Here is a 22752-nt window from a genome sequence, read left to right on the forward strand (position 1 = left end):
CTAGATAACTACATCCCAGAGCCAGAGCGTGCAATCGATCTACCATTCATCCTTCCTATCGAAGATGTATTCTCAATCCAGGGCCGTGGTACTGTTGTAACTGGTCGTGTTGAGCAAGGTATCATCACTGTAGGTGACGAAGTAGAAATCATCGGTATCAAAGACACTACTACAACTACTTGTACTGGTGTTGAGATGTTCCGTAAGCTTCTTGACGAAGGCCGTGCTGGTGAGAACGTTGGTGTTCTTCTACGTGGTACTAAGCGTGACGAAGTTGAGCGTGGTCAGGTTCTTGCTAAGCCAGGTTCAATCACTCCACACACTACTTTCACTTCAGAAATCTATGTTCTTTCTAAAGATGAAGGCGGTCGTCACACTCCTTTCTTCAAAGGTTACCGTCCACAGTTCTACTTCCGTACAACTGACGTAACAGGTACTATCGAGCTACCTGAAGGCGTAGAAATGGTAATGCCTGGTGATAACATCTCTATGACTGTTACTCTAATCGCACCTATCGCGATGGACGAAGGTCTACGTTTTGCTATCCGTGAAGGTGGCCGTACAGTTGGTGCTGGTGTTGTTGCAACTATCGTTGCTTAATAACGCTTAGTACAAACTCTGTACTAAAAAAGGGAGCTTCGGCTCCCTTTTTGTTTTTCTCTCGCATCTAAAATTAAAGCTACTGCCTTGATTGGCTTACTCCTCTGTAGTTATATTTCTTTAAAGCATAAACCTATTATCTTAAACCCCAAATTGTTCTAATAAGTAAGATGATTGTAACTGGTAATGCAAACAATTCTTGTTTATATTCTTTCCATTGTATTGCGATGATGGTGAGACGATGTACGTTTGCTTGTGCCACGGAATTTCCGATAAAAAAATCATGAAGCTGGCTGAGCAGCATGGGATCAGCGATATCCGCGGGATCCGCCAAGTTACCCCCCTTGGCTCGCAGTGTGGTAAGTGTATCCGTCAAGCGAAGGAAGTGCTTGAGCAGGTAACTATCATCCAGTACAAAAAAGCCAGTTAATAACGGCTTTATCACATCGTGTCTTTTGACACTCTTCTAATCAGTTCTATGCTTATGTGAACTGACAGAGGAGCGTTTTGCAATGAAAGCTGATCCGAAAATCATCCAACACCTCAACAAAGTCCTCGGCAACGAATTGGTCGCCATTAATCAGTATTTCCTCCATGCCCGAATGTACAAAGACTGGGGCTTGAAACATCTTGCCGATAAGGAATACCACGAGTCGATAGACGAGATGAACCACGCGGATCATTTAATCGAACGTATCTTGTTTCTCGAAGGGTTGCCCAACTTGCAAGATCTCGGCAAGCTCAATATCGGCGAAGATACTCAGGAGATGCTCGAGTGTGACTTGGCATTGGAGATGGCCGCTATTCCAGATCTGCGTGATGCTATTGCTTACTCAGAAGAGGTAAGGGATTATGTATCACGCGACTTGTTCCAAGATATCCTCGAAGATGAAGAGGAACATGTCGACTGGCTCGAAACCCAACTCGGGCTGATAGAAAAAGTCGGGATTGCCAATTACAACCAGGCCCAGATCATCGACGAAGATGAGGGGTAGGGGAACTCCATGCATATTTATGAATCCTTGCTCTTGAGCAGGGATTTTTTATATGTGTAGAGGAGCAAGAGCGGAACTAAAAAGTTAAGCCCATCGCAACAACATCTTAGCCTCATCTTTGTTTAATTTTCCGACAAGGGTTGCGTTCGAAACTGTGATCTGTATAATGCCCTCCACTGCCTGAGGATATAAGTTCTTGTAAGTGCGGTTGTGAACCAATAAGCGTTGAGGAAGAAGCTGCTGAGCGGCTTAGAAATGTATACTCTGACTTATGTTCGCAGTCATTAGATTGACTGACAATGTATCCGATAGGGATACTACGTTCACATAAATCAATCGGCATTCTCTCGTCTATACGAGGTTGAGTGGCGATATTGTTTGTGTAATTTTTATTATTGGAGCTCTGTCTCATGCAGAACCAACGTATTCGTATCCGCCTTAAGGCGTTCGATCACCGCTTGATCGATCAGTCGACTGCGGAAATCGTTGAAACAGCTAAGCGTACTGGCGCGCAGGTTAAGGGTCCAATCCCTCTACCTACTCGCAAAGAGCGCTTCACTGTTCTTGTATCTCCTCACGTTAATAAGGACGCACGTGACCAGTACGAAATTCGTACTCACAAGCGCCTTATCGACATCGTTGAGCCAACAGACAAAACTGTTGACGCTCTTATGCGTCTAGATCTAGCTGCTGGCGTTGATGTCCAGATCAGCCTAGGTTAAGAGGAGATAAGAGAATGATTGGTCTAATCGGTCGTAAAGTGGGCATGACCCGCGTATTTACCGAAGATGGCGTTTCTATCCCAGTAACTGTGGTTGAAGTTGAAGCTAACCGCGTTTCTCAGGTTAAATCTGTAGAAACTGACGGCTACAACGCAATCCAGGTAACTACTGGTTCAAAGAAAGCTAACCGTGTTTCTAAGCCAGAAGCTGGCCACTTTGCGAAAGCAGGTGTTGAAGCAGGTCGCGGTCTTTGGGAATTCCGTCTAGAGAACAACGAAGAGTTCGCTGTTGGCGCTGAGCTAACTGTTGAGCTGTTCAACGAAATTAAAAAAGTAGACGTTACTGGTACATCTAAGGGTAAAGGTTTCCAAGGTGCTGTTAAGCGCTGGAACTTCCGTACTCAAGATATGACTCACGGTAACTCCTTGTCTCACCGCGCTCCGGGTTCAATTGGCCAATGTCAAACTCCAGGTCGCGTATTTAAAGGCAAGAAAATGGCTGGTCACATGGGTGCTGAGCGTGTAACGACTCAAAACCTAGAGATCGTACGTGTTGACGCTGAGCGTAACCTGCTTCTTATTAAAGGTGCAGTACCAGGCTCAACAGGTGGCAACGTGATCGTCAAACCAGCTGTTAAAGCGTAACGTCGAGGAGTTAGTAATGGAATTGGTAGTCAAAGGCGCTGATGCGCTAACTGTCTCCGAAACTACTTTTGGGCGTGACTTCAATGAAGCGCTTGTACACCAAGTAGTTGTTGCTTTTGCAGCAGGTGCTCGTCAAGGTACTCGTGCTCAGAAGACTCGTTCTGACGTTTCTGGTGGTGGTGCTAAACCATGGCGCCAGAAAGGTACAGGTCGCGCTCGTGCAGGTACAATCCGTAGCCCGCTATGGCGTACCGGTGGTGTAACTTTCGCTGCTCGTCCACAGGACCACAGCCAGAAAGTTAACAAGAAAATGTACCGCGGTGCTATGAAGAGCATTCTTTCTGAGCTAGTTCGTCAAGAGCGTCTAATCGTTGTTGATGAGTTCTCTGTAGAAGCACCTAAAACTAAAGCGCTAGTAGCTAAGCTTTCTGAGCTTGAGCTAACTGATGCGCTGATCGTAACTGGCGAACTAGATGAGAATCTATTCCTAGCTGCACGTAACCTATACAAAGTAGACGTACGTGACGCGAAGGCAATTGACCCAGTTAGCTTGATCGCTTTCGATAAAGTTGTGATGACTGCAGCAGCAGTTAAAGCAGTTGAGGAGATGCTAGCATGATCACTGAAGAGCGTATTTTAAAAGTTCTACGTGCTCCGCACATTTCTGAAAAAGCAACTATGGCTGCTGAAAACGGTAACACTATCGTATTCAAAGTAGCTAAAGATGCAACAAAGAAAGAGATCAAAGCAGCAGTTGAAAAACTGTTCGAGGTTGAAGTTAAGTCTGTAAACACTCTTATCACTAAGGGTAAGACCAAGCGTCAAGGTATGCGTCAAGGCCGTCGTTCAGACGTTAAGAAAGCCTACGTTATCCTGAAAGAAGGTCAAGACATCGACTTCGCTGGCAGTGCAGAGTAAGGCTAGGAGCAAAGAAGAATGGCTATTGTAAAATGTAAGCCGACTTCCCCAGGTCGTCGCCACGTAGTTAAAGTGGTTAACTCTGACCTGCATAAGGGTAAGCCGTACGCACCACTACTAGAGAAAAAATCTAAGTCAGGTGGTCGTAACAACAACGGTCGTATTACAGTACGTCACATCGGTGGTGGTAACAAAAATGCTTACCGTATCATCGATTTTAAACGTACTAAAGACGGTATCCCAGCGAAAGTTGAGCGTCTAGAATACGATCCAAACCGTAGCGCAAACATTGCTCTAGTTCTGTACGCAGACGGTGAGCGCCGCTACATTATCGCACCTAAAGGTATTCAGGCTGGTGACACTATCCAGTCTGGCGCAGATGCTGCTATCAAAGTTGGTAACACACTACCAATGCGCAACATCCCTGTAGGTTCAACAGTACACTGTGTTGAGCTTAAGCCTGGTAAAGGTGCTCAGCTGGCTCGTTCAGCTGGTGCATACGCTCAGATCATTGCACGTGCAGGCACTTATGTGACTCTACGTCTACGTTCTGGTGAAATGCGTAAAGTTCTTTCTGAAGGTCGTGCGACCCTAGGTGAAGTTGGTAATGCAGAACACATGCTACGTGAGCTAGGTAAAGCTGGTGCTTCACGTTGGCGCGGTGTTCGTCCAACTGTACGTGGTGTTGTAATGAACCCAGTTGACCACCCACACGGTGGTGGTGAAGGCCGTACTTCTGGTGGCCGTCACCCTGTTACACCTTGGGGTGTTCCAACTAAGGGTTACAAGACTCGTAAGAACAAGCGTACCGACAAGTACATCGTACGTCGTCGTAACAAGTAATTTTAAAGAGGATACGCCATGCCACGTTCTCTCAAGAAAGGTCCATTTATTGACCTACACTTGCTGAAGAAGGTAGAGAAAGCGTTGGAAAGCGGTGACAAGAAGCCTGTAAAGACTTGGTCCCGTCGCTCAATGATCATCCCTCAGATGATCGGTTTGACCATCGCTGTCCATAATGGTCGTCAGCACGTTCCTGTTTTCGTTTCTGAAGAAATGATCGGTCACAAGCTAGGCGAATTTGCACCAACACGCACTTACCGCGGCCATGCTGCGGATAAGAAAGCTAAGAAGCGCTAAGGAGTAAGTAATGGAAGCTATCGCTAAACATCGCTTTGCTCGCATTTCGCCGCAGAAAGCTCGTTTGGTTGCAGATCAACTGCGCGGTAAGCCAGTTGCTCAAGCTCTAGAAATTCTTCAGTTCAGCAACAAAAAAGCTGCTGATCTAATCAAGAAAGTTCTAGAGTCAGCTATCGCTAACGCAGAACACAACGAAGGCGCAGATATTGATGATCTATCAGTAGCTAAAATCTTCGTTGACGAAGGTCCTACCATGAAGCGTATTATGCCTCGTGCTAAAGGCCGTGCCGATCGCATCTTGAAGCGTTCTAGCCACATCACTGTTGTTGTAGCAGACCGCTAAGAGACTAGGAGAGAAAGCAATGGGTCAAAAAGTACATCCTAATGGTATTCGTCTTGGCATCGTTAAGCCATGGAATACCACTTGGTTTGCTAACAGCCAAGAGTTCGCTGACAACCTAGACGGCGACTTCAAGGTACGTCAGTTCCTTACTAAGGAACTAGCAAAAGCGTCTCTTTCACGTATCGTTATCGAGCGTCCTGCTAAGAGCATCCGTGTGACTATTCACACTGCTCGTCCAGGCGTTGTTATCGGTAAGAAAGGCGAAGACGTTGAGAAACTACGTGCTCGCGTTTCAAAGATCGCTGGTGTTCCAGCACAGATCAACATCGCGGAAGTACGTAAGCCTGAGCTAGACGGCAAACTAGTAGCAGACAGCATTTCGTCTCAGCTAGAGCGTCGCGTTATGTTCCGTCGCGCTATGAAGCGTGCAGTTCAGAACGCTATGCGCCTTGGCGCTAAAGGTATCAAAGTAGAAGTAAGCGGTCGTCTAGGCGGCGCTGAAATCGCACGTTCTGAGTGGTACCGTGAAGGTCGTGTACCTCTACACACTCTTCGTGCTGACATTGATTACGCAACTTCTTCGGCTCACACCCAATACGGTGTAATTGGCGTTAAAGTTTGGATCTTCAAAGGTGAAGTTCTAGGCGGCATGCCAGTAGAAGAGCCAAAGGCTGACAAGCCTAAGAAGCAGCGCAAAGGCCGTAAATAAGGAGTTTATAGATGCTGCAACCTAAACGCACTAAATTCCGCAAGACCTTTAAAGGTCGTAACCGCGGTCTAGCGAACGGCACTGACGTAAGCTTCGGTACATTTGGTCTTAAAGCAGTCGGCCGTGGCCGAATCACTGCTCGCCAGATCGAAGCAGCGCGTCGTGCGATGACTCGTCACATCAAACGTCAGGGTCAAATCTGGATTCGTATCTTCCCAGACAAACCAATTACATCTAAGCCTCTTGAAGTTCGTCAAGGTAAAGGTAAGGGTAACGTTGAGTACTGGGTAGCACAAATCCAACCTGGTAAAGTTCTGTATGAGATGGATGGTGTTTCTGAAGAGCTAGCACGTGAAGCATTTAAACTTGCTGCACGTAAGCTACCTATCAAGACAACATTCGTAACTAAGGCGGTGATGTGATGAACGCACAAGATCTGCGCGCTAAAAGCGTTGAAGAGCTGAATGCTGAGCTTGTGAACCTACTGCGTGAGCAGTTCAACCTGCGTATGCAGGCTGCAACTGGTCAACTGCAGCAGACTCACACTCTTAAATCAGTACGTCGCGATATCGCACGTGTTAAAACCGTTCTGACTGAGAAGGCTGGCGCATAATGAGCGATCAAATTCGTACTCAGCTTGGTCGTGTTGTTAGCGACAAAGGCGATAAGTCTATTGTTGTTGCAATCGAGCGTAAAGTGAAGCACCCGATCTACGGTAAGTACATCACTCGCACGACTAAACTTCACGCACATGACGAAAACAACGAATGTCGCCAAGGCGATACTGTTGAAGTTCGTGAGTGCCGTCCACTGTCTAAGACTAAGTCTTGGACACTGGTACGCGTAGTTGAAAAAGCTCGCATCTAAGCGAACTTAACTACGATTTAACATAACGGCCCCGAAAAAATTTTGGGGCCGTTCATTTTTTGTCTACCCATCGTCCGAAAATGGTGTTATTATTCGCCGCCTTTGAAGAAAAGGCAAATCGGCTCGTGATGGGTCAAGATGTTTAAAATTAGCGGAGCACTAACATGATCCAAATGCAAAGTATGCTTGATGCAGCCGATAACTCCGGCGCTCGTAGCGTAATGTGTATTAAGGTTCTGGGTGGTTCACACCGTCGCTATGCACATATCGGTGATGTCATCAAGGTTACTGTTAAGGAAGCAATTCCTCGCGGTAAAGTTAAGAAAGGTGACGTTCTGAAAGCGGTGGTTGTGCGCACTCGTAAAGGCGTACGTCGTCCAGATGGCTCTGTCATTCGCTTTGACCGTAATGCTTGCGTATTGTTGAACGACAACACTGAGCAACCTATCGGTACTCGTATTTTCGGCCCAGTGACTCGTGAGCTTCGTGGCGATAAGTTCATGAAGATCGTTTCACTTGCGCCTGAAGTATTGTAAGGAGTAACGCAAATGGCAGCTAAAATCCGTCGTAACGACGAAGTTATCGTTCTTACTGGTAAAGATAAAGGTAAGAAAGGTAAAGTATCCAAGGTTCTAGCAACCGGTAAAGTAATCGTTGAAGGTATCAACCTTGTTAAGAAGCACCAGAAGCCGGTACCGGCTATGGGTGTACAAGGTGGCATCGTTGAACAAGAAGCTGCAATTGACGCTTCTAACGTTGCAATCGTTAACGGTGAAGGTAACGCGGACCGTGTAGGCTTCCGATTCGAAGACGGCAAAAAAGTTCGTTTCTTCAAATCGACTGGCGAAACTATCAAGTAATTTTTGGAGTAGTACAATGGCGAAACTGCATGATTACTACAAAGAGACTCTAGTTAAAGAACTTGCTGACAAGTTTGAATACAAGAGTATCATGCAAGTCCCAAGGATCGAAAAGATCACACTTAACATGGGTGTGGGCGATGCGATCAACGACAAGAAGCTTCTAGAGAATGCTGCTGCTGACATGACTGCTATTGCAGGTCAGAAGCCGCTAATCACTGTAGCTCGTAAGTCTGTTGCTGGCTTTAAGATCCGTGAGGGCTACCCTATCGGCTGTAAAGTAACTCTACGTGGCGAACGCATGTGGGACTTCTTTGAGCGTCTAATTTCAATTGCTGTACCTCGTATTCGTGATTTCCGTGGTCTAAACCCGAAATCATTCGATGGTCGTGGTAACTACAGCATGGGCGTTCGTGAGCAGATCATCTTCCCAGAAATCGATTACGATAAAGTAGATCGTGTACGTGGTCTTGATATCACTATCACAACTTCTGCTAAATCTGACGAAGAAGCTCATGCTCTACTGTCTGCTTTTAACTTCCCATTCCGTAAGTAAAAGTAAGGGTTACTAATGGCTAAAGAATCAATGAAGGCACGCGAAGCTAAACGTGCCAAGCTAGCAGTAAAGTTCGCTGAAAAGCGTGCGGCACTAAAAGCTCTAATTAGCGACGTGAATGCGTCTGAAGAAGATCGCTGGAATGCAGTGCTTAAACTTCAGTCACTACCACGTGATTCTGCGAAGTCTCGTCAGCGTAACCGCTGTAACCAGACTGGACGTCCACACGGCTACCTACGTAAGTTTGGTCTTAGCCGTATCAAGGTTCGTGAAGCTTGCATGAAAGGCGAGATTCCGGGTCTGCGTAAGGCTAGCTGGTAATCCCAGTTATCCCATTTAGAATCACGGAGTATTGACTTATGAGCATGCAAGATCCGATCTCGGATATGCTGACCCGTCTTCGTAACGGTCAGGCAGCGAAAAAAGTTGCTGTTAAAATGCCATCTTCAAAAATGAAAGTTGCTATCGCATCTCTTCTTAAAGAAGAAGGTTTTGTGGCTGACTACACTGTAACTGGTGAAGTTAAGCCTGAGCTAGAAGTTACTCTTAAGTACTTCGAAGCTACCCCAGTTATCGAGCAAATCCAACGTGTATCACGTCCTGGTCTGCGCATCTACAAGAAAAAAGATGCTCTTCCATCAGTGATGGGTGGCCTTGGTATTGCTGTTGTATCCACTTCCAAGGGTCTTATGACCGACCGCGCTGCTCGCAAAGCGGGTCTTGGCGGTGAGATTATCTGCTACGTAGCATAATAGGAGTAGGAAATGTCTCGTGTTGCAAAAGCACCAGTAGTTATTCCTGCCGGCGTAGAAGTTAAACTCAACGGTCAGGAAATCACTGTTAAAGGTGGTAAAGGCGAACTAGTTCGCGTTATCAACGAAGCAGTTGTATTGTCCCAGGAAGAGAACACCATCACTTTCGGTCCTCGTGAAGGATTCGACAAGGCTTGGGCACAAGCAGGTACTGCACGTGCACTAGTTAACAACATGGTTGTTGGTGTTACTGAAGGCTATACTAAGAAGCTTACTTTGAAGGGTGTAGGTTACCGTGCTGCCATTAAAGGCAACTCTGTAGCACTAACTCTAGGCTTCTCTCACCCAGTTGAGCACGAATTGCCAGCAGGTATCAAAGCTGAGTGTCCATCACAAACTGAAATCGTACTAACTGGTACTGATAAGCAGGTTGTTGGTCAAGTAGCGGCTGATATTCGCGCTTACCGTAGCCCTGAGCCTTACAAAGGCAAAGGTGTTCGTTACGCCGATGAAATCGTGCGTACTAAAGAAGCTAAGAAGAAGTAAGGTAACACTATGGATAAGAAAGCATCTCGTATCCGTCGTGCGACCCGAGCACGTCGTAAGATTGCTGAACTGGGCGCAACTCGCCTAGTTGTACACCGTACTCCACGTCACGTGTACGCTCAGGTAATCGCACCAAATGGCTCTGAGGTAATCGCTGCCGCTTCTACCGTAGAAAAGGCGATTCGCGAACAGGTTAAGAGTACTGGTAACAAAGACGCTGCTGCAGCTGTAGGTAAAGCTATTGCTGAGCGCGCGATTGAAAAAGGCATCTCAACAGTTGCATTCGATCGTTCTGGTTTCCAATACCACGGCCGTGTAGCTGCTCTAGCAGAAGCTGCTCGTGAAGCTGGTCTGAAATTCTAAGGTAGGCGGAAGATGGCTAACGAAAAAACACAATCAGATTTGAATGAAAAGCTGATCGCTGTTAACCGTGTATCTAAGACGGTTAAAGGCGGACGCATTTTCAGCTTTACTGCACTAACAGTAGTTGGTGACGGTAACGGTCGCATCGGTTTTGGTTACGGTAAGGCACGTGAAGTTCCTGCTGCAATCCAGAAAGCGATGGAAAAAGCACGTCGTAACATGGTTACAGTTGCACTAAACGACGGTACTCTACACCACGCTGTTAAAGGTCGCCACACTGGTTCTAAAGTGTACATGCAGCCTGCATCAGAAGGTACTGGTATCATCGCCGGTGGTGCAATGCGTGCAGTGCTAGAAGTTGCGGGTATCCGTAACGTACTAGCTAAAGCATACGGTTCTACTAACCCAATCAACGTTGTTCGCGCAACAATTGACGGTCTAAGTGGAATGAACTCTCCAGAAATGATCGCTGCTAAGCGTGGTCTTTCTGTTAAAGAAATTCTGGAGTAATCGACATGGCTAAAACTATTAAAGTAACCCAAACAAAGAGCTCTATCGGTCGTTTGCCGAAGCACAAAGCATCTTTGCGTGGCCTAGGCCTTCGTCGCATCAACCACACTGTAGAACTTGAAGACACACCGTGCGTACGCGGTATGATCAACAAAGTTTTCTACATGGTTAAAGTTGAGGAGTAATCAGTATGCGTTTGAATACTCTATCTCCGGCTGCTGGTTCTAAGCCTTCTGCGAAGCGCGTAGGCCGTGGTATCGGTTCAGGTCTGGGTAAAACTTGTGGCCGTGGTCACAAAGGTCAGAAATCACGTTCAGGTGGTTCTGTACGTCCAGGCTTCGAAGGCGGTCAAATGCCTTTGAAACAGCGTCTACCAAAATTCGGTTTTACTTCTCGCAAGAGCCTTGTAACAGCTGAAGTTCGTCTAGGTGAACTAGCGAAAGTTGAAGGTGACGTAGTAAGTCTTGAAACTCTTAAGGCTGCGAACCTAATCACTAAGAACATTGAGTTCGTGAAAGTTGTACTTTCTGGTGAGATTGCTCGCACTGTAACAGTTAAAGGCCTACGCGTGACTAAAGGCGCTAAAGCTGCTATCGAAGCTGCAGGCGGTAAAATCGAGGAATAATTAACTCGAGGATGAGGTACAGATGGCTAAACAACCAGGACAAGATTTTCGTAGCGCCCAAGGTGGCCTAGCAGAGCTTAAGGTTCGCCTATTATTCGTTTTAGGTGCTATCTTAATTTTCCGAGCAGGCTCTTTTGTGCCTATTCCTGGTATTGACGCTGCTGTACTTGCCGATCTGTTCGAACAGCAAAAGGGTACCGTCATTGAACTGTTTAACATGTTCTCTGGCGGTGCACTTGAGCGTGCTTCCATCTTAGCACTGGGTATCATGCCGTATATCTCGGCATCGATCATTATCCAGCTGCTGACGGTTGTTCACCCGGCATTAGCCGAGTTGAAGAAGGAAGGGGAGTCTGGTCGTCGCAAGATTAGCCAGTACACCCGTTACGGCACGCTTGTTTTGGCAACCTTCCAAGCAATTGGTATTGCAACGGGGTTACCAAGTATGATTCCGGGTCTGGTTATTAACCCTGGCCTTGGATTCTACTTTGTTGCGGTCGTCAGTTTGGTTACCGGTACCATGTTCTTGATGTGGTTGGGTGAACAGATTACGGAGCGTGGCATAGGTAACGGTATATCTGTGATTATTTTCACCGGTATCGTTGCAGGTTTGCCGCCAGCTATTGGACAGACAGTGGAGCAAGCGCGTCAAGGTGAATTGCACGTACTTCTTCTACTATTGATTGCAGTGATTTCTTTCGCTGTCATTTACTTTGTAGTGTTCATGGAACGTGGTCAGCGTCGTATCGTCGTTAACTACGCTAAACGTCAGCAAGGCCGTCGTGTTTTTGCTGCGCAGAGCACTCACCTGCCGTTGAAAATCAACATGGCAGGGGTAATTCCAGCGATTTTTGCATCAAGCATTATTCTGTTCCCGGGCACACTGGCTCAGTGGTTCGGTCAGAATGAAAACCTAGGTTGGCTAAGTGATATTTCACTGGCACTAAGCCCAGGTCAGCCACTTTATGTGATGCTTTATGCTGCTGCGATTATTTTCTTCTGTTTCTTCTATACCGCGTTGGTGTTTAACCCTCGCGAGACAGCTGATAACTTGAAGAAGTCTGGTGCATTCGTACCTGGTATTCGCCCGGGAGAGCAGACCGCGAAATATATAGATAAAGTGATGACACGCCTGACATTGGCTGGCGCGTTATATATCACCTTTATCTGTCTGATCCCCGAGTTTATGATGATTGCATGGAACGTCCGCTTCTATTTTGGCGGTACTTCACTACTGATCGTAGTTGTAGTTATCATGGACTTCATGGCTCAAGTTCAGACACATTTGATGTCTCAACAATATGAGTCTGTTTTGAAAAAGGCTAATCTTAAGGGCTCAGGCCGTTAAGATCCTAATTACGGAGTTTAGCAATGAAAGTTCGTGCTTCCGTTAAGAAAATCTGCCGTAACTGTAAAGTTATCAAGCGCAACGGTGTTGTGCGTGTGATTTGCAGTGAGCCAAAGCATAAACAACGCCAAGGCTAATTAGCAGAAATATTTCTTGCAAATTGAAGGTAGGTTGGCTAAATTAGCCAACCAATCTTTTGTGTGTGCAAAAGAATTGTTCCACCGCTGCGTATCCTAGACGGGCTTTGCAGCGGTTATTCTTGAAAAGTACTAGGAGTGAATAGTGGCCCGTATTGCAGGCATTAACATTCCTGATCAAAAACATTCTGTAATCGCTCTTACAGCGATCTACGGCATTGGTAAAACTCGCTCTCAAGCTATTCTAGCTGAAGTGGGTATTGCTGAAGATGTTAAGATCAGTGAACTAACTGAAGAGCAGATCGATCTACTGCGTGATGGTGTAGCTAAGTACACTGTAGAAGGTGATCTACGTCGTGAAGTTTCCATGAACATCAAGCGTCTTATGGACCTTGGTTGTTACCGTGGTCTTCGTCATCGTCGCAGTCTACCACTACGTGGACAGCGTACTAAAACCAACGCTCGTACCCGTAAGGGTCCGCGCAAGCCGATCAAAAAATAATCGGGTAAGGTAGAGAGTACAATGGCTAAACAACCAACTCGCGCGCGTAAGCGCGTACGCAAGCAAGTAGCAGATGGCGTTGCGCACATCCATGCTTCTTTCAATAACACAATCGTAACCATTACTGACCGTCAGGGTAACGCTCTATCTTGGGCAACTGCAGGTGGTTCAGGTTTCCGTGGTTCTCGTAAATCTACTCCGTTCGCTGCACAGGTTGCTGCTGAGCGTTGTGGTGAAATGGCCAAAGAATATGGCGTTAAGAACCTAGAAGTTATGGTTAAGGGCCCAGGTCCTGGTCGTGAGTCAACTATCCGCGCTCTAAACGCAGCGGGTTTCCGTATCACTAACATTGTTGATGCGACTCCGATCCCTCATAACGGTTGTCGTCCACCTAAGAAACGTCGCGTATAACGTTTCGTTTTTAGGAAAACTGGAGAAAGAACATGGCAAGATATTTGGGTCCTAAGCTGAAGCTTAGCCGTCGCGAAGGCACAGACTTATTCCTTAAGTCTGGTGTACGCGCGATTGATACCAAGTGTAAAATCGACAATGCACCTGGTGTGCATGGTGCTCGTCGCGGTCGTCTATCAGACTACGGCGTACAGCTTCGCGAGAAACAAAAAGTTCGTCGTACTTACGGCGTACTAGAAAAGCAATTCCGTAACTACTACAAAGAAGCAGCTCGCATTAAGGGCAACACAGGTGAAAACCTGCTTCAGCTTCTTGAAGGTCGTCTAGATAACGTAGTTTACCGTATGGGTTTCGGTGCAACACGCGCTGAATCACGTCAGCTGGTAAGCCACAAAGCGATCCTAGTTAACGGTCAAGTCGTAAACGTTCCTTCTTTCAAGGTAGCGGCAAACGACGTTGTTAGCATTCGCGAGAAAGCTAAGAACCAAGCACGCATCAAAGCAGCTCTAGAAGTTGCTACTCAGCGTGAACTACCGACTTGGGTCGAAGTAGACAGCAGCAAGCTAGAAGGTACTTTCAAGCGCCTTCCAGAACGTTCTGATTTGTCTGCCGACATCAACGAACACCTGATCGTCGAGCTTTACTCTAAGTAAGGCTATAGTTAAGAGAGGACACAATGCAGGGTTCTGTAACAGAATTTCTTAAGCCACGTCTTGTTGATATTGAACAAGTTAACACGACGCATGCAAAAGTAACTCTTGAGCCGCTTGAGCGTGGTTTCGGCCACACTCTTGGTAACGCTCTACGTCGCATTCTTCTATCTTCAATGCCGGGTTGTGCCGTAACTGAAGTAGAAATCGACGGTGTGTTACACGAGTACAGCACCAAAGAAGGAGTACAGGAAGACATTCTTGAGATCCTTCTAAACCTTAAAGGCCTAGCCGTTAAGGTTGAGGGTAAAGACGAAGTTATCCTTACTCTGACTAAATCTGGTGCAGGCCCTGTTGTTGCAGGTGACATCACCCACGACGGTGATGTTGAGATTGCGAACCCAGAGCACGTAATCTGCCATTTAACTGATGATCATGCTGATATCAGCATGCGCATCAAGGTAGAGCGTGGTCGTGGCTATGTACCAGCGTCTGCTCGTATTCACACTGAAGAAGATGAGCGCCCAATTGGTCGTCTGCTAGTTGATGCAACTTTCAGCCCAGTTGACCGTATCGCATACGCCGTTGAGGCAGCACGTGTAGAACAACGTACTGACCTTGATAAGCTAGTTATCGATATGGAGACAAATGGTACACTTGATCCTGAGGAAGCTATCCGTCGTGCAGCTACTATCCTAGCTGAGCAACTGGATGCATTCGTAGATCTTCGTGATGTACGTGTTCCTGAAGAGAAAGAAGAGAAGCCGGAGTTCGATCCGATCCTACTGCGTCCTGTAGACGATCTTGAACTAACTGTTCGCTCTGCTAACTGTCTAAAAGCAGAAGCGATCCACTACATCGGTGATCTCGTTCAGCGTACTGAGGTAGAGCTTCTTAAGACTCCAAACCTTGGTAAGAAGTCTTTGACAGAAATCAAAGACGTGCTGGCATCACGTGGTCTTTCTCTAGGCATGCGCTTAGAAAACTGGCCGCCAGCATCAATTGCTGAAGATTAATAGTTACTGATATCTAGTTAGAAGGATTAGGTCATGCGCCATCGTAAGAGTGGTCGTCAACTCAACCGCAACAGCAGCCATCGCAAAGCGATGTTCAGCAACATGGCTGGCTCTCTGGTACGTCACGAGCTTATCAAGACTACCGTGCCTAAGGCAAAAGAGCTGCGTCGCGTAATTGAGCCATTGATTACCCTAGCTAAGACCGACAGTGTTGCTAACCGTCGTCTTGCATTCGCACGTACTCGTGATAACGAAGTTGTTGCGAAACTATTTAACGAACTGGGCCCACGTTTTGCTCAGCGTCCAGGCGGTTACACTCGCATTATGAAATGCGGTTTCCGTGCTGGCGATAAAGCCCCTATGGCTTATATCGAGCTAGTAGATCGTCCTGAAGCTCAGGAAGAAGCTGCTGCTGAATAAGCAATAGCGCGTTAAATAAGAAGAGGCCGAGTCTTAGACTCGGCTTTTTTTTTGCATAGTTTTTCTTGTTGTCCCTAAAAACAAGGAAGCGAATGTATGATTTACCTGTTTGTCGACAGCTCCGGCTTTGGTGGCATTGAAAGTCATATCCAGCAATTGGCCGTGTTGCTTCAATCGAAACAGACCGATGTTGAGGTTGTTTTTCTTCAGCGGTACACAGAGCACCCACAATACAATCAACTCAATATTCGGCATATACCCTACCGCTTCCTCTCCGATTCATCCGTTATTGGCTTTTTTCGTCATTTAAAGGCCTGTGATGTTATTCATGCCCACGGCTATAAAGCCTCGATCATTTCGCGCATATGTTCATTGTTTTCTTCTTTTCATCTCGTGACGACCTTTCATGCCGGAGAATCGGTATCGGGCAAACTGGCCTGCTATGAGTGGCTCAATCGTTATACAGCCTGTCTTTCCTATAACCTTGCTGTTAGCGATAAAATCAGGCAACAACAGCCATTTCGTTGCGAATTAGTACGCAATTTTGTTCGTTGCAAAAAGGAAATGATAAAGCGAGAACGCCATACAACTCTGCAAGTGGGGTTTGTCGGGCGACTTAGCCATGAAAAAGCGATCGATCGTTTTGTTTCACTCAGCCAGCAATTGCCGGATAGTGAATGTCATGTTTTCGGGGATGGCGAACAAGCCCATTTGTTGGACGGTGAGGCACTGACGTGGCATGGCTCCGTATCCTCAATGACTCCTTATTGGCAGACGCTGGATGTGCTGCTTATTCCATCGCGTGCCGAAGGCATGCCGATGGCCGCCCTTGAGGCCATGTCGCATGGTGTAGTGGTGTTATCGACAGATGTCGGTGAGATGCCATCATTGCTCGATGAGAGGTGTTTAACCGCAGAAAGCGACTGGCCGTTACTCAGTCAGATGGTTATTGAACTCGATCGTGCCGGTAACGACCAATGGCTGCAGTTATCACAGCGTCAACAGCAATGGGTAAAAAAGCACTTCAGTGGTGAGGCATGTTGGCAGCAACTGGCTCAGATCTATCGCTTAGCCTAATAGTCCCCATAACATCAACTTATACAGATTTGTTTAATGCGTTTTAGCCCTTCCGTCAATGGTTGCAACTTAGGGTAACCAAGGTGCGGTCATCTTCATGGTTGTCAGGATCGCGTTGCCACAGGTACTGATGGCGCTCTTCAATGGACATGCGGATCATGTTCTTTTTCTCATGCTCGGGTAGCGCAGCCTCCAGCAAGCCATCACTGTAAACATGTAGGCTATTACCTGCACTCAACGTTAGCTGGCAGCTTTCCATTTGCAGGTTGTCAAATAGTCCTAATAATCCGACTGTCTCGTCTATGTGCTGGCAGGAGGAAGCATCACAAAGAATGGGTTTTGGCATTCCTGCGTTGTATAGAGTAACGGTGTTTCGTGCTGTGAGGTGAATAACAAGCAAGCACACTAGGTTGTTGGACAGGGCTTGGTAGAGGTGCTGGTTGAGTCGATCGCATAATTGCGCTGGTGTTTGGTCTGGGTTGAGCAGTAGACCTTGGATTAAGCCGTAACAAATCCCGCCATTGGCTTTTGCGACGATGCCATGCCCCATTAAATCGCCAAGGATCACCATTTCAGCTCCATCTGCCAATCTCTGATGAATAAAAAAGTCACCGCTGATCTCAGGCTCTCGGCTGAGGTGGATGTTGAAATTCCCAACTGTTATTGATGTTTGCTGCTTCACCCCTGGAGTGGGGGCATGCTCGAGTCTCTGCAGCAAGTTGTCTTCAAATGCATCGAGTAAGTGATGGTGACGTTTGAGTACTCGATCTAATACCTGCAGCAGATGCTGTTTGTTGATGGGTTTGGCCAGAAAGTCATCTATACCTGATTGGGTGACGGCCGTCATGGTATCCGACTCGGTATCACCAGAGAGAAAGATGAAGGGTAACAAGCGGTGGTGGCGGAGGTGTCCAACCTGCCGGCGGAATTCCAACCCGTTGATATTAGGCATCCATAGGTCGGTGAGGACCAAGTCGCAGTGGTTGGTTTGCAGCCATTTTAGCGCATCATCAGCTTGGCTGAAAATGGAAAGTTGATAGCTTTGTTCTAGGTAACTGGTCAGCATGGTGAGTTGGCTACGACTGTCATCGACAATAACAAGGTGCTTTCTGACGGATTGCAGTGGAAGGGTAAACTCTATTTTGTTGTGATCAGGCAAGATTTGATAACTAAAGTCAGGGAATGTTGCCCTTATGATGGCAAGTCCCATTCCTGATTCACACGGTAGATCCGGTAATACCGCATCGGATAAATGCTGGGTTTGTGCGGGCCAAGGTGAGCCATTATCGCTAATGGCGAACCGGTATTGACCCGCAAACTTACCATAGCTGATGGTACACAGAGTCGCTGGTATTTGTTGGTGATCAAGTAAGTTGGCGCAGTATTCACTGCAGACTAACTTGATACTTTGAATCAAGTCGGGACTTAACTGCAGTGCCGAAGCTCTGTCATCCAGTACTCGGCGGATGTGGGCAAGGCTTTCGTAGCTAAGATTAAACTGACGGTGAAACAGAACTTGATTCATGTGGTGTCATCCTTGGTACGGTATGTGGCCTTGCTATTGGTATTTGCCTTGTAATAGCGGGCTACTTTGCAGGTAGTCGACCAGTTTTCGTTTGAGGCTAAGCGGTATCCATCGCGCCTTGCCGTTTAATACCCGGATGATTTCTTCGGCTAATGATGGGTTGGTCTTATCATTGATTAATGTGCCTAGTAAGGTAATACCATTTTGCTCAAGTTTGCTGACACAGGTCAGTAATTCACTTTCAGTCGTCTGAGCGGCAGCGAGGCAGAGGATGGTTGCATCACTGGCATGACTAAGCGCATTGATCGGCAGGTTTCGCCAATTGGTGTTGGTCATGGTACCGACATCGCAAAGGATATAGTGGTAATCCTGCTTCCAGCGCTCAAGTGCTTGCTGAAAGGTATTCGGTTGGCGCAGTTCCAAGATGGTTTGCTCTTTACTTGGGCGTGGGAGCAAGTCTAGTTGCTCTGTCAGTTGGAGTATCGCCTCCGATTCTCCTTCGCCATTACTACACCAAGGCCGAGAGGAATAGCCTTGTCCTGAACCCGCCAGATCAAGATCGACCAACAATACTTTGTGATCTTCGGCGCAGCGGCGTGCTAACCAGTTACAGTGGGTTGATGTCCCGCACTGGCTTGATGCGCCAGCCAAGGTGATCACCCGGGCATTACGTTGATGGATCTGGTGAAAAAGTTGATCATATTCTCCACTAAGCCAAGGTTTCATAATGCTGCTCCTAGGGCTATCAAGGTAACGATCCCCAGTACATCCCTCAGGCCCTTACGCCATTGCTCGCCGACGGAATCATTGAGGTTGGGGACATAAACAGTATCGCCAGGCCGCAAAAGCGGTAGGGGGTAACTGGCCGGATCGATGACGTAGTCGCGCAGGTTGAATGTTTGGGCTTTATCGCCGCAACATGATGTATTCACTATCATGATCCGCTCGATATAAGCACTGTCAGAAGGGCCTCCGGCTTCGGCCAGCAAATCGAGGATGTTCATTTGGTTGTTGAACGGGTAACGACCGGGTTTGTTGACAGAGCCCATGAGTCGGACGACTTGCTCTGCCGGCTTATCGAGCCAGTTTCCTTCCAGTTTAGGCACATAGATAACGTCACCGGGAACGATCTCGGGCAGCAAGGTTTCGTCACCCGTATCGAAATACATCGATAGATTGAGACGGGTGACTCGGGCTGTACTGTCATTACGGTGGCTGATACGAATTTGGCGTAGATCGGCATCGCCATTGGGGCCGTCGGCTGCAGAAAGGATATCAAGGAAGCCCAGCTCGCGATTGAAGGCATAGCGTCCCGGTGCGCCGACTTGGCCAAAGACATAAATTGAATCATCGGCGGATTGGCGGATCCAGCTGGATTTGTTGTCAGTCGGGTCGTGGGGCAGCTCGTCGATGACGATGGTATCACCGGCAGCCAGTCGGGGTAGGGCGGTAAAGCTCCCACCTTCATTGATAAAGTTATCCAAATCAAAGTACAACACATTATCTTGTGATTGGCGGTTTTCTTTAATGATCCGAATATTGGTGATGTTTGCCTGTTGCAGCGGCCCGCCAGATAGAGCTAACACGTCCAGGAAGGTCATGCTGACATTCCAGTTGAAGCGGCCGGGAGATTTTACTGCCCCTATGACTTTGATAGCCTCGGTATCGGCAACCATATCGACCTGTGGTATGAAGATGACATCACCGGCAACCACTTTGGGCAGCAAGGATTCATTACCGGTTTTGAAGTAGCGAGCAAGGTTGAATCGGGTCACCTTGGTGGTTTCACCATTACGATGAGTGATCAGTACTTCTTGGATATCGGCTTCACCGGTCGGCCCATCAGCGGCGGAGAGAATATCAAGGAATCCTTGTTCGCTGTTGAAGGCGTATCGCCCTGGGGCACCGACTTGGCCGAAAATGTAGATAGAGTCTTGTGCTGACTGACGCAACCAGCTGGCTTTGTTATCGGTTGGGTCGTGAGGTAGCTCATCAAAGATGATGGTGTCACCCGCTTGTAGCTGCGGCAGTTGACTTTGGGGTTTGCCTTGCTTGGTGAATGCTAGAAAGTCGAAGAAGGTGACCCTTTGCTCATCCGCCTTGGCATTCTCGCGCACAATACGTATGTTCGACAGGTTCGTCTGTTGTTTCGGGCCGCCGGCATGGGCCAACAGATCCATAAAACCCATGGTGTCATTCCACTCAAAGCGTCCGGGGTTATTGACTGCACCGATAATTTTGATGGCGCGATCGTTGGTCACCTTGAGCCACGATTTTTCGTTGACGTCGATTTTTTCCGGAATGAAGATGACATCGCCCGGCACCATGTCAGGCAAAGGGTACAGAGCCGGTGCTTGGGTATATTTGACAAGGTTGATTGTCATTGAAGCTTTTGTATTGCTAAGTAGCTTTATTTGAGTGGTATCAGCAAATCGAGTTGGACCTCCCGCATTGGCCAGCACATCGATGAAACCGGTTCCGGGCGAGCTTTCGTAGGCGCCAGGCGCTTTGACCTCACCCATGACATAGACAGTACGAGACGTGGTATTGATATCTTCGACTTCTATTGGGGCAAAGATGGTAGTGCCGGGTTTCACCGGCGGCAAATCCTTCATTACGCCTGTATCTAGGTAGGCTTTGAGATCAAAAAGGTAGGGGGTGTTATCGGTGATCACTCGAATTTTTGTCACATCAGCATAGCGGGTGACGCCCTCCGCACGCATCAAGGCATCGACTACCGTCATACCCGGTTTGAAACTGAAGGTTCCTGGATTGCGCAATTCACCAAATATGGTGATCCCTTGCTCTTCATTGGCATCTCCCCCCTTTGTTAGCGAAGCGGCGTCAAAATCAACTTCGACGTTGCCGAGCAGCGGTGACGTCGGGACAAAGATGGTATCACCACCTTGTAAAGCCGGAAGCTTGTCTGGATCGCCAGCGTCGAGATAAGCTTTGTAATTGAATTGTTGGGAGCGGCCATCTCGGAGCAGTTTGAATTGATCTAATTGTGCTCCGGGTCGGGCACCGCCTGCCGCGGATATCGCCATCTGGACATTGGCACCGGGTTTGAGCGAAATCATGCCGGGCTCCTCGACATAGCCAAGGACTTGTACCCGCAAGACTTGCTCAAGAATACTGAGTTTGAATTCGTCGAGGTTGCGGTAAATCGTTGTAAGTCGTTCGCGTAATCGCTCCTCGGCCTGGGGAAGGCTCAAGCCGGCAATTGGCACCAAGCCGACTTCCGGGAGCCTGATTTGTCCTTGATCGTCGATGGTAAACGGCTCATCGAAATCACTCTCTCCCGGAAGCTGGAGAAATACTCGGTCTCCAGGTGTCAGATTTGCTCCCCAGGCCGGCGGGATAATGATGAGGAAAAAAATCAGTAGCATCCTGCTCATAGCGAACCCGAGCTTAGCTGCTCTTTAACGGCATGCCAGTCACTGAGTGAATATATCCGATGTGGTGCCCGGGTGTGGTGGTCGACCAGTACTCTGGCATCGACTTTCCGGTTGCTAAGACGTTGTGTTCTTGAACTTGGGTCTTCAAACGATTCTCTTTCACCAGCACTGAAAATTGAAATCTGGTTGGCATCGACCCCTTGTTCAATAAGGTAGCGTCGGACCATATCGGCGCGCCGCATACCAAGTTGGTAATTGCTCTGCTCTGTGCCAATGGTGTCGGTATGTCCGGTCAGTTGAAGCTGCCAATGATCTTGGCGTTTTAGAATCGATGCGGCACGACGCAATGCATTTTGATAATCGGGCAGTAATTTGGTGCGGTTAAAGGCGAACTGGTTATCAACTCGCATTAATAGTAGGAATTGATCCCGCAACTGTATCTCGGAATAGCGAGTATCGAGGCATTCGGTATGGTGCTCTAGCCAGTCCATCTGGCGCTGTATTTTGGCAAACTGAGTTTGATAGGCAAGTAAGGTGATATCGGCATCGTCGGTGAATCCGGCCTTGGCTTCTTGATTTGCCTTATCATGGAGGTTGGTAAGCTGCTGGTATTGCCCCGGCAGGCATAGCTTGGCTCCGCGGGTTGCCAGCAGCTGGAGTTCGAAACTGTGGTGCTCAAGCTCATGCCACTGATCAACATCCGGCGTAGCATATGGCGTATCACCGGTGGTAGGCCAGGTGGTACAGCCACTGGCCAGCAGTATCATTAGCAAGCTTGATAATTTTCCCATATCAACATAACTCCGCTGAGGTGATCAAAGGGATCACCTTGTCGATCCTTAACATTTTCATCAGCTGGCGCGGTTGGCCGTTCACATTGAGCAGGCGTAATGTTTTTCCTCGGCTTTTTAAGCGCTTGTATAAGAAAACAATGGCACCAATTCCACAGGAGTCAATAAATTGTACTTCTGTCATATCAATGATCAGTTCATCATTATCAGTCTGACTGAGTGTTTTGAACTCTGGCTCCAACTGTCTGGCTAGGTGGGCGTCAAATTCATTTTGAAGTGTCAGACCGATATTGGTGTTATTTACTGCTTGATTCATAACTGGCCTTT

The 22752-nt window shown here is 47.6% G+C and carries 37 protein-coding genes; 32 read left to right on the top strand and 5 right to left on the bottom strand.

Annotated features, from left to right (window positions below; all coding sequences use genetic code 11):
- The 32 genes from ACVA53_RS22220 to ACVA53_RS22375 all read left to right on the top strand — a co-directional run.
- Positions 1–600, top strand: a 600-nt coding sequence (locus ACVA53_RS22220) for an EF-Tu C-terminal domain-related protein (protein WP_446506298.1), incomplete at its 5' end; no start/stop codon positions are given.
- A gap of 241 nt (positions 601–841) precedes the next feature.
- Positions 842–1030, top strand: a complete 189-nt coding sequence (gene bfd / locus ACVA53_RS22225) for a bacterioferritin-associated ferredoxin (protein ID WP_255044047.1) — start codon at positions 842–844, stop codon at positions 1028–1030.
- Between the two features lie 82 nt (positions 1031–1112).
- On the top strand, positions 1113–1595 hold the full coding sequence (gene bfr / locus ACVA53_RS22230; protein WP_255044046.1) for a bacterioferritin: 483 nt from the start codon (positions 1113–1115) through the stop codon (positions 1593–1595).
- Between the two features lie 410 nt (positions 1596–2005).
- Positions 2006–2317, top strand: a complete 312-nt coding sequence (gene rpsJ / locus ACVA53_RS22235) for a 30S ribosomal protein S10 (RefSeq protein ID WP_107299054.1) — start codon at positions 2006–2008, stop codon at positions 2315–2317.
- Between the two features lie 14 nt (positions 2318–2331).
- Complete coding sequence (rplC, locus tag ACVA53_RS22240; protein ID WP_255044045.1) at positions 2332–2961, top strand: 50S ribosomal protein L3; 630 nt, start codon at positions 2332–2334, stop codon at positions 2959–2961.
- 16 nt (positions 2962–2977) lie between these two features.
- A complete protein-coding gene (gene rplD, locus ACVA53_RS22245; RefSeq protein WP_255044044.1) occupies positions 2978–3580 on the top strand; it encodes a 50S ribosomal protein L4 in 603 nt (200 codons plus the stop codon).
- On the top strand, positions 3577–3879 hold the full coding sequence (gene rplW, locus ACVA53_RS22250; protein ID WP_039465430.1) for a 50S ribosomal protein L23: 303 nt from the start codon (positions 3577–3579) through the stop codon (positions 3877–3879). Before rplD ends, rplW begins: the two co-directional genes overlap by 4 nt.
- A gap of 18 nt (positions 3880–3897) precedes the next feature.
- Positions 3898–4722: a 50S ribosomal protein L2 gene (gene rplB, locus ACVA53_RS22255; RefSeq protein ID WP_255044043.1), complete on the top strand. Its 825-nt coding sequence runs from the start codon at positions 3898–3900 to the stop codon at positions 4720–4722.
- Between the two features lie 18 nt (positions 4723–4740).
- The gene (rpsS, locus tag ACVA53_RS22260; protein ID WP_005302795.1) at positions 4741–5019 is read left to right on the top strand and encodes a 30S ribosomal protein S19; all 279 of its coding nucleotides are present in this window, start codon (positions 4741–4743) and stop codon (positions 5017–5019) included.
- Between the two features lie 10 nt (positions 5020–5029).
- Positions 5030–5362: a 50S ribosomal protein L22 gene (rplV, locus tag ACVA53_RS22265; protein ID WP_007469139.1), complete on the top strand. Its 333-nt coding sequence runs from the start codon at positions 5030–5032 to the stop codon at positions 5360–5362.
- 19 nt (positions 5363–5381) lie between these two features.
- Positions 5382–6071 (top strand): 30S ribosomal protein S3, encoded by a 690-nt coding sequence (rpsC, locus tag ACVA53_RS22270; protein WP_107299058.1) that lies wholly within the window; start codon positions 5382–5384, stop codon positions 6069–6071.
- An 11-nt stretch (positions 6072–6082) separates the two neighbouring features.
- Entirely contained in the window at positions 6083–6493 is a 411-nt protein-coding gene (rplP, locus tag ACVA53_RS22275) for a 50S ribosomal protein L16 (protein ID WP_255044042.1), read from the top strand.
- Positions 6493–6684 (top strand): 50S ribosomal protein L29, encoded by a 192-nt coding sequence (gene rpmC / locus ACVA53_RS22280; RefSeq protein ID WP_107349860.1) that lies wholly within the window; start codon positions 6493–6495, stop codon positions 6682–6684. The genes rplP and rpmC overlap by 1 nt, the downstream gene beginning before the upstream one ends.
- Complete coding sequence (rpsQ, locus tag ACVA53_RS22285; RefSeq protein ID WP_107349861.1) at positions 6684–6938, top strand: 30S ribosomal protein S17; 255 nt, start codon at positions 6684–6686, stop codon at positions 6936–6938. The genes rpmC and rpsQ overlap by 1 nt, the downstream gene beginning before the upstream one ends.
- Positions 6939–7102: 164 nt before the next feature.
- Positions 7103–7474 (top strand): 50S ribosomal protein L14, encoded by a 372-nt coding sequence (gene rplN / locus ACVA53_RS22290; protein ID WP_004410450.1) that lies wholly within the window; start codon positions 7103–7105, stop codon positions 7472–7474.
- A 12-nt stretch (positions 7475–7486) separates the two neighbouring features.
- The gene (gene rplX / locus ACVA53_RS22295; RefSeq protein ID WP_107349862.1) at positions 7487–7798 is read left to right on the top strand and encodes a 50S ribosomal protein L24; all 312 of its coding nucleotides are present in this window, start codon (positions 7487–7489) and stop codon (positions 7796–7798) included.
- Positions 7799–7814: 16 nt separating this feature from the next.
- Positions 7815–8354 carry a 50S ribosomal protein L5 gene (rplE, locus tag ACVA53_RS22300; RefSeq protein WP_255044041.1) on the top strand — a complete coding sequence of 180 codons (540 nt, stop codon included), beginning with the start codon at positions 7815–7817 and terminating at the stop codon, positions 8352–8354.
- 15 nt (positions 8355–8369) lie between these two features.
- Positions 8370–8675 (top strand): 30S ribosomal protein S14, encoded by a 306-nt coding sequence (gene rpsN, locus ACVA53_RS22305; protein WP_107299061.1) that lies wholly within the window; start codon positions 8370–8372, stop codon positions 8673–8675.
- 38 nt (positions 8676–8713) lie between these two features.
- Positions 8714–9106: a 30S ribosomal protein S8 gene (gene rpsH, locus ACVA53_RS22310; RefSeq protein WP_255044040.1), complete on the top strand. Its 393-nt coding sequence runs from the start codon at positions 8714–8716 to the stop codon at positions 9104–9106.
- 12 nt (positions 9107–9118) lie between these two features.
- Positions 9119–9652, top strand: a complete 534-nt coding sequence (gene rplF, locus ACVA53_RS22315; protein WP_036816283.1) for a 50S ribosomal protein L6 — start codon at positions 9119–9121, stop codon at positions 9650–9652.
- A gap of 9 nt (positions 9653–9661) precedes the next feature.
- The gene (gene rplR / locus ACVA53_RS22320; RefSeq protein ID WP_107272038.1) at positions 9662–10015 is read left to right on the top strand and encodes a 50S ribosomal protein L18; all 354 of its coding nucleotides are present in this window, start codon (positions 9662–9664) and stop codon (positions 10013–10015) included.
- 12 nt (positions 10016–10027) lie between these two features.
- Entirely contained in the window at positions 10028–10525 is a 498-nt protein-coding gene (gene rpsE / locus ACVA53_RS22325) for a 30S ribosomal protein S5 (protein WP_107349865.1), read from the top strand.
- A gap of 5 nt (positions 10526–10530) precedes the next feature.
- On the top strand, positions 10531–10710 hold the full coding sequence (gene rpmD / locus ACVA53_RS22330) for a 50S ribosomal protein L30 (protein WP_107349866.1): 180 nt from the start codon (positions 10531–10533) through the stop codon (positions 10708–10710).
- 5 nt (positions 10711–10715) lie between these two features.
- Positions 10716–11150 (top strand): 50S ribosomal protein L15, encoded by a 435-nt coding sequence (gene rplO / locus ACVA53_RS22335; RefSeq protein WP_107349867.1) that lies wholly within the window; start codon positions 10716–10718, stop codon positions 11148–11150.
- 22 nt (positions 11151–11172) lie between these two features.
- The gene (gene secY, locus ACVA53_RS22340; RefSeq protein ID WP_255044039.1) at positions 11173–12498 is read left to right on the top strand and encodes a preprotein translocase subunit SecY; all 1326 of its coding nucleotides are present in this window, start codon (positions 11173–11175) and stop codon (positions 12496–12498) included.
- 23 nt (positions 12499–12521) lie between these two features.
- On the top strand, positions 12522–12635 hold the full coding sequence (gene rpmJ / locus ACVA53_RS22345) for a 50S ribosomal protein L36 (RefSeq protein WP_000868186.1): 114 nt from the start codon (positions 12522–12524) through the stop codon (positions 12633–12635).
- Between the two features lie 145 nt (positions 12636–12780).
- Entirely contained in the window at positions 12781–13137 is a 357-nt protein-coding gene (gene rpsM, locus ACVA53_RS22350; RefSeq protein ID WP_107349869.1) for a 30S ribosomal protein S13, read from the top strand.
- A gap of 21 nt (positions 13138–13158) precedes the next feature.
- Positions 13159–13548 (top strand): 30S ribosomal protein S11, encoded by a 390-nt coding sequence (gene rpsK / locus ACVA53_RS22355; protein ID WP_005370963.1) that lies wholly within the window; start codon positions 13159–13161, stop codon positions 13546–13548.
- A 32-nt stretch (positions 13549–13580) separates the two neighbouring features.
- Positions 13581–14201, top strand: a complete 621-nt coding sequence (gene rpsD, locus ACVA53_RS22360) for a 30S ribosomal protein S4 (protein ID WP_107349870.1) — start codon at positions 13581–13583, stop codon at positions 14199–14201.
- A 23-nt stretch (positions 14202–14224) separates the two neighbouring features.
- The gene (locus tag ACVA53_RS22365; protein ID WP_255044038.1) at positions 14225–15214 is read left to right on the top strand and encodes a DNA-directed RNA polymerase subunit alpha; all 990 of its coding nucleotides are present in this window, start codon (positions 14225–14227) and stop codon (positions 15212–15214) included.
- Positions 15215–15247: 33 nt separating this feature from the next.
- On the top strand, positions 15248–15634 hold the full coding sequence (gene rplQ / locus ACVA53_RS22370; protein ID WP_107349872.1) for a 50S ribosomal protein L17: 387 nt from the start codon (positions 15248–15250) through the stop codon (positions 15632–15634).
- Positions 15635–15730: 96 nt separating this feature from the next.
- Entirely contained in the window at positions 15731–16711 is a 981-nt protein-coding gene (locus tag ACVA53_RS22375; RefSeq protein WP_446506299.1) for a glycosyltransferase family 4 protein, read from the top strand.
- A gap of 55 nt (positions 16712–16766) precedes the next feature.
- Here ACVA53_RS22375 and ACVA53_RS22380 read toward each other — a convergent pair whose 3' ends face one another.
- From ACVA53_RS22380 to ACVA53_RS22400, 5 genes are read right to left on the bottom strand one after another with little or no spacing between them, the layout of a single operon-like run.
- Positions 16767–18236, bottom strand: a complete 1470-nt coding sequence (locus ACVA53_RS22380; protein WP_446506300.1) for a response regulator — start codon at positions 18234–18236, stop codon at positions 16767–16769.
- 33 nt (positions 18237–18269) lie between these two features.
- A complete protein-coding gene (locus ACVA53_RS22385) occupies positions 18270–18962 on the bottom strand; it encodes a hypothetical protein (RefSeq protein WP_255044035.1) in 693 nt (230 codons plus the stop codon).
- The gene (locus tag ACVA53_RS22390; RefSeq protein WP_255044034.1) at positions 18959–21634 is read right to left on the bottom strand and encodes an SLBB domain-containing protein; all 2676 of its coding nucleotides are present in this window, start codon (positions 21632–21634) and stop codon (positions 18959–18961) included. Before ACVA53_RS22390 ends, ACVA53_RS22385 begins: the two co-directional genes overlap by 4 nt.
- Positions 21631–22425 carry an OmpA family protein gene (locus ACVA53_RS22395; protein ID WP_255044033.1) on the bottom strand — a complete coding sequence of 265 codons (795 nt, stop codon included), beginning with the start codon at positions 22423–22425 and terminating at the stop codon, positions 21631–21633. Before ACVA53_RS22395 ends, ACVA53_RS22390 begins: the two co-directional genes overlap by 4 nt.
- A gap of 1 nt (position 22426) precedes the next feature.
- Positions 22427–22741 (bottom strand): STAS domain-containing protein, encoded by a 315-nt coding sequence (locus ACVA53_RS22400; RefSeq protein WP_255044032.1) that lies wholly within the window; start codon positions 22739–22741, stop codon positions 22427–22429.
- Positions 22742–22752 lie beyond the last annotated feature (11 nt).

The sequence above is a fragment of the Photobacterium sp. DNB23_23_1 genome, assembly GCF_052873815.1.